Genomic DNA, 15,504 nt, shown 5'->3' with positions numbered 1-15,504 from the left:
CCTAGGAGCAGTGGCAGATGGTGGAGTCCGGCGGTGCGGCGGAGTTCGACTACGACGTGGTCGTGGTCGGCTCCGGCTTCGGCGGTTCGGTCGCGGCGCTGCGGCTGACCGAGAAGGGTTACCGGGTCGCCGTCCTGGAGGCCGGGCGGCGCTTCGAGCGGGACGAACTGCCCCGCAACTCCTGGGACCTGTCGAACTACCTGTGGGCGCCGCAGCTCGGGCTGTACGGCATCCAGCGGATCCACCTGCTGGCCAATGTGCTGATCCTGGCCGGCGCCGGGGTCGGCGGCGGCTCGCTGAACTACGCCAACACCCTGTACGTGCCGCCGAAGGCCTTCTTCGAAGACCGCCAGTGGCGCCACATCACGGACTGGCAGGCGGAGTTGGCGCCGTTCTACGACCAGGCGCAGCGGATGCTCGGGGTCCGGCTGAACCCGACCGTCACGCCGTCCGACGTCCACCTCAAGGCGGCGGCCGAGCGGATGGGCGTCGGGGACACCTTCCACATGGCGCCGGTCGGGGTCTTCTTCGGGGACGGCAAGGACACCGACGGCGCCGCCAAGGCCGCGCCCGGCGAGGAGGTCGCCGACCCGTACTTCGGCGGCGCGGGCCCGGCCCGCAAGGCCTGCGTGGAGTGCGGCGAGTGCATGACCGGCTGCCGGCACGGCGCCAAGAACATGCTCACCGAGAACTACCTGTACCTGGCCGAGCAGGGCGGCGCGGAGATCCACCCGCTCACCACCGTGGCCCGGATCCGGGAGCACGGCGAAGGCTTCGCGGTGGACGTGCGGCGCACCGACTCCCGGTCGAGGACCGACCGGGTCAAGGCCGGCGCCCGGACCGTCACCGCCGCCCGGGTGGTGGTCGCGGCCGGCACCTACGGCACCCAGTCGCTGCTGCACCGGATGCGCGACGCCGGCCACCTGCCCCGGATCTCCGCGCGGCTCGGCGAGCTGACCCGCACCAACTCCGAGGCGCTGGTGGGCGCGCAGACCACCGACCGGCGCTACGGCGCCAAGGCGGACTTCACCAAGGGCGTCGCGATCACCTCGTCGATCCACCCGGACGCGAACACCCACATCGAGCCGGTCCGCTACGGCAAGGGCTCCAACGCGATGGGCGCGCTGTCGATCGCCCAGGTCAAGGGCGGTGGGAAGGGCCCGCGCTGGCTGCGCTACCTGGGCAACTCGGTGCTCCACCCGGTGACCTTCGGCCGCTCGATGAACCAGCGCGGCTGGTCCGAGAAGACGATCATCGGCCTGGTGATGCAGTCGCTGGACAACTCGATCACCGTCTCGCTCAAGAAGGGCCCGCTCGGCAAGCCCCGGCTCACCTCCGGCCAGGGCCACGGCGAGCCCAACCCGACCTGGATCCCGGCCGCCGAGCAGGGCGCCCAGGCGCTGGCCGACGAGATCAACGGCTTCCCCGGCAGCACCGTCGGCGAGATCTTCGACATCCCGATGACCGCGCACTTCCTCGGCGGCTGCCCGATCGGCGACGCCCCCGAGACCGGCGTGGTCGACCCGTACCACCGGCTCTACGGCCACCCCGGGATCAGCGTGGTGGACGGCGCGGCCGTCTCCGCCAACCTCGGCGTCAACCCCTCGCTCACCATCACCGCGCAGGCCGAACGCGCGATGTCGATGTGGCCCAACAAGGGCGAGCCGGACCGCCGCCCGGAGCAGGGCGGGGAGTACCAGCGGGTCGGCGCGGTCGCGCCGGTGCGCCCGGCCGTGCCGGAGGGCGCGTTCGGCGCGCTGCGACTGCCGCTGCTGCCCGTCCCGGAGGTCCCGAAGAAGCGCGACTGACCCGGTTCGGACGGCCAACCGGCCCGGCCCGTATCGCGGTTGACATCCGTTCGGATCCGATGGGATAAACGGGCTCCCTGGGGGACCAGGCACTCGTCGAGCGGGGGGAATGCGTTCCATGGCCAACTGCGCATCGTGCGGGGCGACTTCGGTGGAGGGGGCGTCCGTCTGCGGCTCGTGCGGACGGACGCCGACACCCCCGCCGCCCCCGCCCCCGCCCCCGCCGCCGGCCGTCGCGCCGCCCGCCGTGCCCGTACCGCCCGGGTACCACCCGCCGCCGCCCGTCCCACCGGTCGGGCCCTACCCGCCGCCGCCCGGTGCCGGGTACCCGCCGGTCGGCGGTCCGCCCGCGGTGGGCAGTTGGGGCGCCGGCCGGCCGTACCAGCCGTCCTCGGCCGCCCGCCGGCTGCTGGCCGGGCCCGACTGGCGCCCGGCGCTGCGGGCGGCCCTCGCCCCGACCGCGGTGCTGCTGCTGGCGGCGCTGTTCGCGGCGATCCCCAGCGACTACACCTACGACCGGGCCTTCCCCACGCCCGACTTCGGCGACCGCTTCCTCTCCACCCTGGCGATGGCGCTGAACGCGCTCGGCGCGCCGTTCCGGCTCGGCTACCAGAGCCCGATCAGCAGGAGCCGCTCGGAGGGCGTGGACGTCACCTTCTGGCTGGTGCCGATGACGGTCACCGTCCTGTGGGGCGTCGCGCTCTGGCTCGGCCTGCGGGCCGGGCTGCGCCGGCGCAGGGCCGACGGATCCCAGCTGACCCGGGCCCAGGCGGCCGGCGAGGCGCTGCGTACGGCGGTGGTGCTCGGCCTGGTCACCGTGGTGCTCGGGCTGGTCGCCGGCACCAGCTGGAACCCGAAGGGCTCCGACGGCGAGTCCGACTACTACGGCTCCGGCCTGAACCTCGGGAAGCCGACCTTCAGCACGGACTCCGGCTGGCTGTGGGCGGTCGGCTGGACCGTCCTGCTCGGCGGGCTGCTGGCGTTCGCCGTCCACGGCACCGACGCGCTGCGCTGGGCCGCCTGGCGCAGCCGCTCGGTCCGCGGCTGGGCGGTGGCGGCGCTGACCGCGGGCCAGGCGCTGGCGCTGACCGTGGGCCTGGCCTCGGTGACGGCCTTCGTGCTGGTCGCGGTCGAGAGCGACCAGGGCTGGCAGACGGCGCTCTCGCTGGCCTTCCTGCCCAACCTGGGACTGGTGCTGCTGGGCGTGGGCTCGGGCGCGACCTTCCGGGCGGGCCGCGACCTGGGCGGGGACGTCCCCGGTTGGAGCCCGAACCGCGGTGACCGGAGCGAGTTCTCCTTCTTCGACCTGCACGACCAGACCGCCGACTGGCGCTGGGCCGGCCTGCTGGCACTCGCCGCCGCGGGCCTGCTCGGCTGGACCGCCTACCGGCGGCGGCTGGACGGGCCCGACCGGCTCCGGCTGGCGGTGGTGTACGCCGCGCTGCTGACCGGGCTGACGGCGGCGTCCGGCGGACTGAGCAGCTCCGCGATGTCCTTCCTGGCGCCGGACTCCGGCAGCTGGGGCGGCTCGAACCGGACGGTCACCACCCAGGACACCTCGGCGGGCCTGGTGTTCCTCAGCGTGCTGGTGGCCGCGGTGGTCTGGGCGGCGGTCGGGGCGCTGCTGGTGCCCGCGTTGCTGGCGGCGCTCGGCGGCCGGGGCGCGACGGCGCCGTACCCGCCGGCTCCGGGGTACGGGGCGCCGGGCGTCCCCGGGCAGGGCGTGCCGGGCTACGGGACGCCGGGCTACGGGGCTGCGGGGTACGGGACGCCGGGGTACGGGGTGCCGCCGCAGGACGCCGGGCCGCCCGGGCCGCCCGGGGTGCCCGCGCAGGCCCCGCCGCCCGGGGCGCCGTACCCGGCGGTGCCGCCGGCCGACGCGGCGCCGGTGGCCGGGGTGAGCGAGGTGCTCGGTTCGCACGAGGCGCCGCCGACCCCGGCCGCGGGGACGCCGCTGCCCGCGGACCCGCCGGGGCGGCCGGAGGAGCCGGTCGACCCGACCGTCTGGCGCGACCACCCGTAGGGCCTCCAGGCCCGCCCCTTCGGAACCGGCCGGGAAGGGCAAAGGGCCCCGCGGGGGAACGGGGCCCTTTGCCGCACAGCACTCGGCGTCAGGGCTGCGCCGGGTGCTGGAGGTGACGGCGCCGGGGGAGGAGCGCCGTCGTGTCGGTTGGCTCGGGTCGTGCCCCTTCGGCGCCGGCGTGGGTGGCCGGTGGAGCGGGGCGCGCTTCCGTGCGGCAGTGGGTCGGCGGGCAGGTCTGCGCCGGGCCCCCGCTCACGGAGCGTGAAGTGAAAACCGCTGTCGACTTTCTGCGCGACGACCGCGGAGACGTCCGTCCGGGACCCCGCGACGCGCCTGCCGGCCGCCGGGGGAACCGTTCACACCGAGCATCGTGGTGGACGGAGGGGTTTCTCTGCAACCGATTCGGCACGTTCGGCACAGCTCATTTGCGGACGACGTTGCGTCGCATGATCACGGTGCGTAGTGGTCTGGCGGGTTGCGGCGCACGGGGACGCGCGTAGCGGCGCGGGACGGTGCGGGGAAGTGCGCCCGGGGCGCGCCCCGGATCGAAGGAGCGGTCGAAGGGGCGGTCGAAGGGCGGGTCGAAGGGTGGGTCGAAAGGCGGTGCGACGGCCGGCCCCGGGCGTCCCCGGGGAGCCGGCCGTCCCACCTCTCGGCCCAGTCGCGGCCGGGGTCGCTGTCCCCTGCTGGCCGGCCGCGGCACCCGCGCACGGTCCCACGGCGCCGCGCTCCCGGCGGGCCGGGGCGGCGGCGCCACGTGCGCCGGTGGACTGGGGTGAAGCTCCACGCGTGGTCCTGCAGTCCGTACGGCAGTGCCCCCGGTCGGGGGCGGCGGCGGCGCGTCTGGCGGACGCGGCGCGGCCGTCCGGTCGTCAGAAGCAACGAACCGCGGCCCCGACCGGTCACGGTCCTTTGGACGTGCAGACGAGTGAAACCGGACAGCCCGGTAGAATCGGTGTCCAGACACCCCACACCCGTCGCCGCCGTCGCAGCCCCCGCCGGGACGCGGCTGCGCGTGGCACCTCGATACCGCTGCCGGAAGGCCGTCTGTGTCCTCTGCAATTCCCGTCCAGTCCGCGCCGGACAACGACACCGTCCTGGTGGTCGACTTCGGCGCCCAGTACGCCCAGCTCATCGCCCGTCGGGTGCGTGAGGCGCGGGTCTACAGCGAGATCGTGCCGAGCAGCATGCCGGTCGCCGAGATGCTCGCCAAGAACCCCAAGGCGATCATCCTCTCCGGCGGTCCGTCGTCGGTCTACGAAGAGGGCGCGCCCCAGCTCGACCGCGCGATCTTCGAGGCCGGTGTCCCGGTCTTCGGCATGTGCTACGGCTTCCAGCTGATGGCCAAGACGCTGGGCGGCACCGTCGACAACAACGGCGCCCGCGAGTACGGCCGCACCCCGCTGACCGTCTCCCGCACCGGCTCCACCCTGTTCGAGGGCGTCCCGGCGCAGCACTCGGTGTGGATGTCGCACGGCGACGCCTGTTCCGCCGCTCCGGAGGGCTTCACCGTCACCGCCTCCACCGAGCTGGTCCCGGTCGCGGCCTTCGAGAACGACGAGGCCCGGCTGTACGGCGTCCAGTACCACCCCGAGGTGCTGCACTCCGACCACGGCCAGCAGATCCTGGAGCACTTCCTCTACCGCGGCGCCGGCATCGCCCCGACCTGGACCACCGGCAGCGTGGTCGAGGAGCAGATCGCCCTGATCCGCGAGCAGGTCGGCGACAAGCGCGCGATCTGCGGCCTGTCCGGCGGCGTGGACTCCGCGGTCGCCGCGGCCCTGGTCAACAAGGCCATCGGTGACCGGCTGACCTGCGTCTACGTCGACCACGGCCTGATGCGCAAGGGCGAGACCGAGCAGGTCGAGAAGGACTTCGTGGCCGCCACCGGCGTCCAGCTGAAGGTCGTCGACGCCTCCGAGCGCTTCCTGAGCGCGCTGAAGGGGGTCACCGACCCCGAGGAGAAGCGCAAGATCATCGGCCGCGAGTTCATCCGGGTCTTCGAGCAGGCCCAGGCCGAGATCGTCGCCGAGGCCGGCGCCCACGGCGAGTCGGTCGACTTCCTGGTCCAGGGCACCCTGTACCCGGACGTGGTGGAGTCCGGCGGCGGCACCGGCACCGCCAACATCAAGTCCCACCACAACGTCGGCGGCCTGCCCGAGGACCTGCAGTTCCAGCTGGTCGAGCCGCTGCGCAAGCTGTTCAAGGACGAGGTCCGGATGGTCGGCCAGGAGCTGGGCCTGCCGGAGGAGATCGTCCAGCGCCAGCCGTTCCCGGGCCCCGGCCTGGGCATCCGGATCGTCGGCGAGGTCACCGAGGAGCGCCTGGACCTGCTCCGCGACGCCGACGCGATCGCCCGCGAGGAGCTCACCGCGGCCGGTCTGGACCGCGAGATCTGGCAGTGCCCGGTCGTGCTGCTCGCCGATGTGCGCAGCGTGGGCGTGCAGGGCGACGGCCGCACCTACGGTCACCCGATCGTGCTGCGCCCGGTCTCGTCCGAGGACGCCATGACCGCCGACTGGTCCCGCCTGCCGTACGACGTGCTGGCGAAGATCTCCACCCGGATCACCAACGAGGTCCGCGACGTCAACCGCGTCGTCGTCGACGTCACCAGCAAGCCGCCGGGCACCATCGAGTGGGAGTGAGCACTCCCCGCGAAGCCTGAACAGCCGCGCCGTCGTTCCCGTACTGGAGGGAACGACGGCGCGGCCGTTCGCGGCCCCGGCCCCGACACGTCCCACCGAAAGCGTGCAGGAGCGGGCAGAATGCGGACCGGACCTGTCAGGAAGTGGCAGGCCGAGAGGGAAGGTGAGACGGATGCCGGAGGTCAGCGACTCCGAGGCGGTCGACGGAGGAGCGTCCGGCCGGGCCGACCGGGCGGCGCAGCGGCGGGCCCTGGCGTCCCGGTACGCGCTGCTGCCGCTGCGGCTGTTCCTCGGCGTCACCTTCGTCTACGCCGCCCTGGACAAGCTCTCCGACGCGCACTTCCTGGCCGGCGCGGGCGACCCGGCCTCCTTCGTCTTGCAGACCCAGGCCGCCAAGGCCGGCGGCAGCCCGATCGCCTTCCTGCTCGGCCCCGCCCTGGACAGGCCCACCCTGTTCGCGCTGGGAGTCGCCTTCGGCGAGCTGGCCGTCGGCCTGGGCACCCTGCTCGGCCTCTGGGGCAGGGTCGCGGCCCTCGGCGGCGCGCTGATCAACCTGAGCCTGTGGCTGACCGTCAGCTGGAACGTCTCGCCGTACTACCTCGGCAACGACCTCGGCTACCTGATGGCCTGGACCCCGCTGCTGCTGGCCGGCACGCCGTACCTGTCGGTGGACGGCTACCTGGCCCGCCGGGCCGGGCGGGACCGCGAGCGGGGGCTGACCGAGGAGCACGTCAGGCGCCGGGCGCTGATGGACGGCGGGATCGCGGCGGTCGCCATCGGCGGCGCCGGACTGCTGACCGGCTCGCTCACCCGCACCTTCGGCCGGGGCCGGTCGGCCGCCGCCAAGCAGTCCGCGGCCCCGGCGCCCGGCACCGCCGCACCGGCCGCCGCGCCCGCCCCCACCGTCGCCGCGGCGAGCGTGCCGGTCGGCGGCTCGGCCCAGGTCAAGGACCCGGCCACCGGGGACGCCGTCTACATCGTGCAGCCCAAGTCCGGCCAGTACTGCGCCTTCTCCGCGGTGTGCACCCACTCCGGCTGCGCGGTGGACGCCCCGAAGAACGGCCAGCTGTACTGCCCCTGCCACGGCTCCCGGTTCGACGCCGCGACCGGCGCGGTGGTCAACGGGCCGGCGGTCAAGCCGCTGCCCCGGTACGGCGTCAGCAAGGACGGCGACAAGCTGACCCTGGGCCCGCAGCAGAGCTGACCGTACGGGCGCTACTCCTCGGTCCGGCCCGGCCGCTCCGGCCGGTTGCGCCGGGCCACCGCGGCGACCGCGCCGGCCAGGCCGCCGACGCCGAGCACGATGAAGGTGACCGGGACGACGATCCGGCCGTTCACCGTCTCGTCGTTGAGCGCCGCGACCAGGTAGCTGACGGCGATCACGGTGAACAGGCTGCCCGCGATCAGCGAGAACAGGTCGAGCCGGTGCTTCCTCACTGCTGGACCACCTTGATGTCGCCGATGCCGATGCCGAGTTGGAGATCGAGGGTGCCCTTGGACGGCTGACCGCCCACCGGGCCGAGCTGGTAGACGTGCCGGCCGGTGCCGTCGTTGCGGTCGCCCGGCACGGTGACGTTGCCCAGGCCGACCCGGGCCACGACGTCCACCGAGACGTCCGCCGGCACGGTGACGACCAGCTCGCCGGCGCCGAGGTCGACCTTGGTGGCGAGGGTGCCCCCGGCCGGGTCGAGGTGGGAGAGGTCCAGCCGGACGTCGCCGGCGCCCAGGTTGTAACGGTCCTTCAGGTCGGCGGCCGCGGTGACCGTCCAGGAGCGGTCGCCGATGGCGTCCTGCACGGTGTGCGGCGAGTGGCCGGCGAAGGCCAGCGCCAGGGTGGTCAGCAGGCCCAGCACCGCGAGCTTGCGGGCCTTGCCGAACTTCGCGGCCAGCAGCAGGGTCAGGCCGATCACCAGCAGTCCGGTGGCCAGCACCACGGTGCTCAGCTTGGTGACGTCGGTGTGGCCCGCCGAGGCGGACCAGACCGCGGTGGCCGCGCCGACCGCCAGCAGGAAGCCGAAGAAGCCGAGCGGGGAGCGCTCCCGGGGGTGCCGTACGGCGGCGGGCTCGCGGCGGCGCTCCGGGCGCTCCTTGCGCAGCGGGTCGCCCTCCGGCAGGTCGGTGCGCTGCCACCAGGCCGGCGCCGGGCCGCCGGGCGGCGGCACCTTGGGGCCCGGGCCGGTGTCGCCGGCGCCGTACGGGTTGCGCTCGGGGTGGCGGGGGTCCCAGAGGTAGCCGCTCGGGCCGGGGACGGGGGAGTCGGCGGGGACGGTTCCGGCGGCCTGGCCGGCGGCGTGCCGGGCCTTGGCGGCCTCGTCCTGCGCCCAGCCGGGACCCTCGGCCTCGGGGAAGTGGCGGTCGTACGGGCCGCCGCGCCGGCGCTCGCGCCCCCGGCGGCGGCCACCGTGGCGGCGCTCCGGGTCGTACCGCACCGCGAGGAAGACCAGGCCGCCGAGCAGCAGCAGCGGGAACAGCTGGTCGCCGTCGCCCATCGAGGAGAAGAACACCCCCGTGCCGATCACGGTCAGCAGCACCGCGCCGATCGACTGGCCGTCGACCCGGCCGGTGAGCACCCGCTGGAGCTCGGTGCGCCCGCCGCGGCGGCCGTCGGCACTGCCCTCGGTCGGGACGATCAGCCAGGCCAGGCCGTACAGGAAGAGACCGAGGCCGCCGGAGAGGCAGAGCACCACGGTGACCACCCGGAAGACCACCGGGTCGATGTCCAGATGCCGCCCGAGGCCACCGCAGACGCCGGCCACCACGCGGTGGTGCTCGGCCCTGGTCAGCGGGGGGCGTTCCGGTTCCGGCGGGGCGGTGGGCCCGGCCTCCTGGATGCGGTGGTCCTCGGTCATGGGCACCATCCTCCGGCAGGGGGCGGGCCGGCCCAACCGGGTAAGGCCCTGCCCGGACCCTGACTTGTCCCTGATAAGGGTGGGGGCCACACCCTGATGCGCCGGAAGGCGCCCGCGTGGAACCATCGGTGGCGTGGCAGCACCCGGTACCGATCCCCGTCCTCTCGCCCCCGACGCCGCGGCGTCGGCCGGCGCCGACCCGACCGCGCCCGACGGCGGGCGGCCGCCCTACCGGCGGCTGTACCGCAGCCCGCAGGGGCGGATGCTCGGCGGCGTCGCGCACGGCCTGGCGGTGCACCTCGGGCTGCCGGTCCGCTGGGTCCGCCTGGCCTTCGTGCTGCTGTTCTTCGCGCAGGGGATCGGCGCGCTGCTGTACGCGGCGTTCTGGTTCGTGGTGCCGATCGGCATCGGCGAGCCCTCGCAGCGCGCCGCCACCCACTGGGTGAACGTCAACGGCGTCTACGTCCCGACCTCGCCCTGGCTGCGGCCGGGCACCCCGCTGACCAAGCCGGGCGGGGGCGGCTGGATCGGGCGGCTGCGCGAACTGCTCCAGCACGCGCTCCAGGGCGAGCCGGTCGCGGTGACCGCCGCCGCCGAGGGCGGGGCCGAGGCCGACGCCCGGCCCGCCGGCAAGGGCGGGCAGGGCGGCATCGGCCAGCTCGCCGCCCTGGTGATGGTCGTGATCGGGCTGATCGCCCTGCTGAACGTGCTCGGCTGGCAGACCGCCAAGCCGTACACCTGGCCGCTGCTGGCGATCGGCGTCGGCGTCGCGCTGGTCTGGCGGCAGGCCGACGACTCGCGCTGGCAGCGCTGGTTCGGCATCGAGGAGGGCGAGAAGCGGCGCAGCGCCTACACCCGGGTCGGCGCCGGCGTGCTGCTCGCGGTGGCCGGCACCATCGCGCTGCTCGCCATGCAGGGCAGCGGCTCCACCCTCGGCTCGGTCATCGAGGCCTCGATCGCGGTGCTCGCCGGGGTGCTGGTGCTGCTCGGCCCGTACGGCCTGCGGCTGTGGCAGGACCTCGGCGCCGAGCGCACCGCCCGCATCCGCGCCCAGGAGCGGGCCGAGATCGCCGCGCACATCCACGACTCGGTGCTGCACACCCTCACCCTGATCCAGCGCCGGGCCGAGGACCCCAAGGAGGTGCTGCGGCTGGCCCGTTCCCAGGAGCGCGAGCTGCGGTTGTGGCTGTACCGCCCGGAGGCCGCCGCCGAGGCCGCGCCGGACACCATGGCGGAGACCCTGCGCGCCGCCGTCGCCGAGGTCGAGGACCGGCACGGCGTCCCGGTCGAGCTGGTGATCGTCGGCGACTGCCCGATGGACGACCGGATCGCGGCACAGATGCAGGCCGCGAGGGAGGCGACCGTCAACGCGGCCAAGTACGGTGGCGGGGGACCGGTCCAGGTCTACGCCGAGGTGGAGGGGAGGACGGTGTCGGTGTTCGTCCGCGACCACGGACCCGGCTTCGACCCCGACACGGTGCCCGAGGACCGGATGGGCGTACGGGAGTCGATCATCGGCCGGATGAAGCGCAACGGCGGCACCGCTCGGGTGCGGCCGGCGGCGGGCGGCGGTACCGAGGTCGAGCTGGAGATGGAGAGAACGAATGACTGAGGCAGCGCCGGAGCGTACGGCCAGGGTCGTCCTGGTGGACGACCACCGGATGTTCCGCACCGGGGTCCGGGCCGAGATCGGCCGTACCGACGTGACCGGCATCGACGTGGTGGGGGAGGCCGACGACGTGGACTCGGCGGTCCGCGTGGTCGCCGAGACCCGGCCCGACGTGGTGCTGCTCGACGTCCACCTGCCCGGCGGCGGCGGCGTCGAGGTGCTGCGCCGCTCGGTCGGCGTGATGGGCGAGCAGGGGGGAGTGAAGTTCCTGGCGCTGTCCGTCTCGGACGCCGCCGAGGACGTCATCGGCGTGATCCGCGGCGGCGCGCGCGGCTACGTCACCAAGACCATCACCGGGACCGACCTGGTCGACGCGATCTTCCGGATCGCCGACGGCGACGCGGTGTTCTCGCCCCGGCTGGCCGGCTTCGTGCTGGACGCCTTCGCCGCCACCGACACCCCGCCGGTGGACGAGGACCTGGACCGCCTCACCCAGCGCGAGCGCGAGGTGCTGCGGCTGATCGCCCGCGGCTACGCGTACAAGGAGATCGCCAAGCAGCTCTTCATCTCGGTGAAGACCGTGGAGAGCCACGTCTCCGCCGTCCTGCGCAAGCTCCAGCTCAGCAACCGGCACGAGCTCACCCGCTGGGCCACCGCCCGTCGCCTGGTCTGAGCCGCTGGTCCGAGCCGCTGGTCCGAGCCGCTGGTCCGAGCCGCGGAAGTCGGGTCCGAGCCCGTCCGGCCTCCGGGTTTCCCGGGCCGGGCGGGCTTGTCGGTGGGTGGCCATAGACTCGGAGTGCCATGAGTAGCCTCTTTGACGACCTCCCGCTCCCCGGTTTCGAGGCACCCGCCGCCGGGTCGAAGCAGCCCGCCGCGCCCGCCGCGCCCGCCGACGCGATCGACGAGGAGCCCCCGCCGTACGAGGACGAAACCCCGTACGACGCGTACGAGGAGGCGATCCCGGACGGACTGTTCCACACCGACCACGCCGCCGAGGCCGAGCGGGACGCCTGGTACCGCAACGGCGCCGCCCGGACGGTGGTGGACCCGGCGCAGCTGCTGGAGGGGATGAACGACCCGCAGCGCGAGGCGGTGCTGCACGCCGGCTCGCCGCTGCTGATCGTGGCCGGTGCCGGCTCCGGCAAGACCCGGGTGCTGACCCACCGGATCGCCCACCTGCTGGGCGCCCGCGGGGTGCAGCCCGGCGAGATCCTGGCGATCACCTTCACCAACAAGGCGGCCGGCGAGATGCGCGAGCGCGTCGAGGCGCTGGTCGGCCCGCGCGCCCGGGCCATGTGGGTGTCCACCTTCCACAGCGCCTGCGTGCGGATCCTGCGCCGCGAGTCCAAGCAGCTGGGCTTCACCTCCAGCTTCTCGATCTACGACTCGGCCGACTCCCAGCGGCTGATGTCGCTGGTCTGCCGCGACCTCGACCTGGACCCGAAGCAGTTCCCGCCGAAGTCCTTCACGGCGAAGGTCAGCAACCTGAAGAACGAGCTGATCGACGAGGAGACCTTCGCCGACCAGGCCGCCAACCCGATGGAGAAGAAGCTCGCCGAGGCGTACGCGCTCTACCAGCGGCGGCTACGCGAGGCCAACGCGCTCGACTTCGACGACATCATCATGACGACGGTGAACCTGCTGCAGGCCTTCCCGGACGTCGCCGAGCACTACCGCCGCCGGTTCCGGCACATCCTGGTCGACGAGTACCAGGACACCAACCACGCCCAGTACACCCTGGTCCGCGAGCTGACCGGCGGCTCGGTGGCGGGCGCCCCCAAGCGCACCGTGGACGGCGAGTTGGTGAACCCGGCGGCCGGACGGCTGGCCGAGCTGCCGCCGGCCGAGCTGTGCGTGGTCGGTGACGCGGACCAGTCGATCTACGCCTTCCGCGGCGCGACCATCCGCAACATCCTCCAGTTCGAGGAGGACTACCCGAACGCCACCACGATCCTGCTGGAGCAGAACTACCGCTCCACCCAGACGATCCTGAGCGCCGCCAACGCCGTCATCGAGCGCAACGCCAACCGGCGCGAGAAGAAGCTCTGGACGGCCGGCGACCACGGCGAGAAGGTGGTCGGCTACGTCGCGGACGACGAGCACGGCGAGGCCCAGTTCATCGCCGACGAGATCGACCGGCTCACCGACAAGGGCGAGGCCAAGCCCGGCGACGTCGCGATCTTCTACCGCACCAACGCCCAGTCCCGGGTGTTCGAGGAGGTGTTCATCCGGGTCGGCCTGCCGTACAAGGTGGTCGGCGGGGTGCGCTTCTACGAGCGCAAGGAGGTCCGGGACGTCCTGGCGTACCTGCGGGTGCTCTCCAACCCGGAGGACACCGTGCCGCTGCGCCGGATCCTCAACGTGCCCAAGCGCGGCATCGGCGAGCGGGCCGAGGCGATGATCGACGCGCTGTCCGCGCGGGAGCGGATCTCCTTCGCCCAGGCACTCGTCCGGGTCGACGAGGCGTACGGGATGGCCGCGCGCTCGGCCAACGCGGTCAAGAAGTTCAACACCCTGATGGCCGGGCTGCGCCAGGTCGTCGAGTCGGGCGCGGGCCCGGCCGCGGTGCTGGAGGCCGTCCTGGAGGAGACCGGCTACCTGGCCGAACTCCAGGCCTCCACCGACCCGCAGGACGAGACCCGGGTGGAGAACCTGCAGGAACTCGCGTCGGTGGCGCTGGAGTACGAGCAGGACCCGGGCGAGCGGCCGGACGCCGGGGAGGACGGCGCGCCGCCGGTCGGCTCGCTGGCCGACTTCCTGGAGCGGGTCGCGCTGGTCGCCGACTCGGATCAGATCCCGGACGATGACGAGGACGGGCAGGGCGTCATCACGATGATGACCCTGCACACCGCCAAGGGCCTGGAGTTCCCGGTGGTCTTCCTGACCGGCATGGAGGACGGGATCTTCCCGCACATGCGGGCGCTCAACCAGGTCAAGGAACTGGAGGAGGAGCGCCGGCTCGCGTACGTGGGCCTCACCCGGGCCCGCGAGCGGCTCTACCTGACCCGCTCGGTGCTGCGCAGCGCCTGGGGGCAGCCGGCCTACAACCCGGCCTCGCGGTTCCTGGAGGAGATCCCGGAGACGCTGGTCGAGTGGAAGCGGAAGGGGGCGGCCCAGGCGCCGGTCCAGCGCGGCTTCTCCTCGGGTTCGTCGGGTTCGTCGGGTTCGTCCTGGGGCAAGTCCTCTTCCGGGGGCGGGAGTTCGCGCTCCTCCTCGTCCGGGTCGGCCTCGCCGAAGGCCGGCTGGGGGCAGACGGTGCGGCGCGGCGGCAAGGTCGTGGAGCGCGAGGTCGTCTCGCTGGCCGTCGGCGACCGGGTCACCCACGACACCTTCGGGCTGGGCACGGTGGTGGGCGTGACGGGCGTCGGCGACAACGCCCAGGCCGAGGTGGACTTCGGCTCCACCGGCCGCAAGCGGCTGGTGCTGCGCTACGCGCCGGTCGAGAAGCTGTAGCCGGCCGTCACCGAACTCCTGCCTGCGTGGCGGGAGTTCGGTGACGGACCGGAGGGCCTGCCCGGCAGATCGCGCCGGACGGGCCTCAGCGCGGGTCCAGCCCGTTCGAGAGGAACCAGGGCAGTGGGTCGACCGGACCGCTGCCCTGGGGCCTGATCTCGAAGTGCAGGTGCGGCCCGGTGCTGTTGCCGCTGCTGCCGACGAAGGCGATCACGTCGCCCTGCTTCACCGGCCCCTTGCGGACCTTGTACGCCCGCAGGTGGCAGTACCAGGCCTCGGTGCCGTCCGGCATCTTCAGTATCGACATGTAGCCGTAGAACGGGTTCCACTGCGTCCGGAGCGTCCCGTCGGTGACGGCGTACACCTCGGAGCCGCCGTCCACCGGGAAGTCGATGCCGGTGTGGCGCCTGGCCCAGTGGGTGCCGGACGCGCCGAACAGTTCGCCGAGGCCGTGCTGGGCCACCGGCATGACCACCTTGGGCTTGGCCGGTTCGGGCGTCGGGGTGGCGGTCGGGGCGGCGGTCGGCTGGCCGTCGCCGGGCTGGGCGGCGGTCAGCGGCTGCCGGGCGTCGCCGCGCGAGGCCTGGGCCTGGTCGGTGTTCGCGACCGCCTGCCGGGCCGCCTGCTCCGCGGCCGTCCGGTCGGGGCTGCCGGCCGCCGAGGCCTGCGGCGCCGTCTGGTCGGCCTGCTCCTGGACCACCACGGCACCCGCCGCCCCGGCGACTCCGAGCGCGGCCACCGACGGGAGCGCGACCCGGAACAGTGCGGCCCGGGTGGCCGCCCTGGCGGCGCCGCGGCGCTGGGCGCGGGACTGCTCGCGGGCGGCGAGGCGCAGCTCCGCACGGGTCGGGCGGGCGGCTGCTTCGGGAGCCATCGGGGGCTGCCTCCTCGGTGGGCCTCGGGCACGTCATCGGGCGAGGTGAACAGCCGTGACTGTAGCCCTACGCTCCGTGCGCCGGAAAAACCGCCGGTTGTCAAGGGGTCGCACGGGGGTCTGCGCCGCGCCGGCACGGATGGTCCGCCGAGGGCGTACTCACTGGTAGCAAGGCCTGGAGCTGTGACTTTGCCCTCCTCTTGGGAGGCGGCTCGGCCAACCGGGCCGGGTGGCGCTAATCTC

10 protein-coding genes and 1 pseudogene are annotated in these 15,504 nt (G+C 74.0%); 8 read left to right on the top strand and 3 right to left on the bottom strand.

The window, feature by feature from the left end; all coding sequences use genetic code 11:
• The first annotated feature begins 17 nt into the window (after positions 1-17).
• The 5 genes and pseudogenes from ACZ47G_RS00640 to ACZ47G_RS00620 all read left to right on the top strand — a co-directional run bounded on the left by ACZ47G_RS00640 (position 18) and on the right by ACZ47G_RS00620 (position 7,680).
• Positions 18-1,808: a GMC oxidoreductase gene (locus ACZ47G_RS00640; RefSeq protein WP_465739299.1), complete on the top strand. Its 1,791-nt coding sequence runs from the start codon at positions 18-20 to the stop codon at positions 1,806-1,808.
• A 352-nt stretch (positions 1,809-2,160) separates the two neighbouring features.
• Complete coding sequence (locus ACZ47G_RS00635) at positions 2,161-3,831, top strand: hypothetical protein (RefSeq protein ID WP_465739298.1); 1,671 nt, start codon at positions 2,161-2,163, stop codon at positions 3,829-3,831.
• 1,049 nt (positions 3,832-4,880) lie between these two features.
• Positions 4,881-6,476: a glutamine-hydrolyzing GMP synthase gene (gene guaA, locus ACZ47G_RS00630; protein ID WP_465739297.1), complete on the top strand. Its 1,596-nt coding sequence runs from the start codon at positions 4,881-4,883 to the stop codon at positions 6,474-6,476.
• Between the two features lie 172 nt (positions 6,477-6,648).
• Positions 6,649-7,176, top strand: a pseudogene (locus ACZ47G_RS00625) (DoxX family membrane protein); the annotation flags it as partial.
• 48 nt (positions 7,177-7,224) lie between these two features.
• A complete protein-coding gene (locus ACZ47G_RS00620) occupies positions 7,225-7,680 on the top strand; it encodes a QcrA and Rieske domain-containing protein (protein ID WP_465740007.1) in 456 nt (151 codons plus the stop codon).
• A gap of 11 nt (positions 7,681-7,691) precedes the next feature.
• Here the strand turns inward: ACZ47G_RS00620 and ACZ47G_RS00615 are convergent, their stop codons facing one another.
• On the bottom strand, positions 7,692-7,913 hold the full coding sequence (locus ACZ47G_RS00615) for a hypothetical protein (protein WP_465739296.1): 222 nt from the start codon (positions 7,911-7,913) through the stop codon (positions 7,692-7,694).
• Positions 7,910-9,325 carry a PspC domain-containing protein gene (locus ACZ47G_RS00610; RefSeq protein ID WP_465739295.1) on the bottom strand — a complete coding sequence of 472 codons (1,416 nt, stop codon included), beginning with the start codon at positions 9,323-9,325 and terminating at the stop codon, positions 7,910-7,912. The genes ACZ47G_RS00615 and ACZ47G_RS00610 overlap by 4 nt, the downstream gene beginning before the upstream one ends.
• 238 nt (positions 9,326-9,563) lie before the next feature.
• On the opposite strand from ACZ47G_RS00610, the gene ACZ47G_RS00605 reads away from it, so the two are divergent.
• From ACZ47G_RS00605 to pcrA, 3 genes are all read left to right on the top strand, one after another.
• A complete protein-coding gene (locus tag ACZ47G_RS00605) occupies positions 9,564-10,937 on the top strand; it encodes an ATP-binding protein (protein ID WP_465740006.1) in 1,374 nt (457 codons plus the stop codon).
• Complete coding sequence (locus ACZ47G_RS00600) at positions 10,930-11,607, top strand: LuxR C-terminal-related transcriptional regulator (protein ID WP_188306707.1); 678 nt, start codon at positions 10,930-10,932, stop codon at positions 11,605-11,607. Before ACZ47G_RS00605 ends, ACZ47G_RS00600 begins: the two co-directional genes overlap by 8 nt.
• Positions 11,608-11,735: 128 nt before the next feature.
• Positions 11,736-14,387 (top strand): DNA helicase PcrA, encoded by a 2,652-nt coding sequence (gene pcrA / locus ACZ47G_RS00595; RefSeq protein ID WP_465739294.1) that lies wholly within the window; start codon positions 11,736-11,738, stop codon positions 14,385-14,387.
• A gap of 85 nt (positions 14,388-14,472) precedes the next feature.
• Here the strand turns inward: pcrA and ACZ47G_RS00590 are convergent, their stop codons facing one another.
• Positions 14,473-15,261: a M23 family metallopeptidase gene (locus ACZ47G_RS00590; RefSeq protein WP_465739293.1), complete on the bottom strand. Its 789-nt coding sequence runs from the start codon at positions 15,259-15,261 to the stop codon at positions 14,473-14,475.
• Positions 15,262-15,504: the final 243 nt, after the last annotated feature.

The sequence above is a fragment of the Kitasatospora sp. NPDC030952 genome (assembly GCF_055571335.1).
The sequence above is the reverse complement of the archived record's forward strand: the minus strand, read 5'-3'. Positions and strand labels throughout refer to the sequence as shown.

What these genes read in the sequence shown, in the direction of transcription:
- ACZ47G_RS00640 (WP_465739299.1), top strand. Translation starts at nt 18, where the DNA reads ATGGTGGAGTCCGGCGGTGCGGCGGAGTTCGACTACGACGTGGTCGTG.
- ACZ47G_RS00610 (WP_465739295.1), bottom strand. Translation starts at nt 9,325, where the DNA reads ATGACCGAGGACCACCGCATCCAGGAGGCCGGGCCCACCGCCCCGCCG.
- ACZ47G_RS00620 (WP_465740007.1), top strand. Translation starts at nt 7,225, where the DNA reads ATGGACGGCGGGATCGCGGCGGTCGCCATCGGCGGCGCCGGACTGCTG.
- ACZ47G_RS00600 (WP_188306707.1), top strand. Translation starts at nt 10,930, where the DNA reads ATGACTGAGGCAGCGCCGGAGCGTACGGCCAGGGTCGTCCTGGTGGAC.
- ACZ47G_RS00590 (WP_465739293.1), bottom strand. Translation starts at nt 15,261, where the DNA reads ATGGCTCCCGAAGCAGCCGCCCGCCCGACCCGTGCGGAGCTGCGCCTC.
- pcrA (WP_465739294.1), top strand. Translation starts at nt 11,736, where the DNA reads ATGAGTAGCCTCTTTGACGACCTCCCGCTCCCCGGTTTCGAGGCACCC.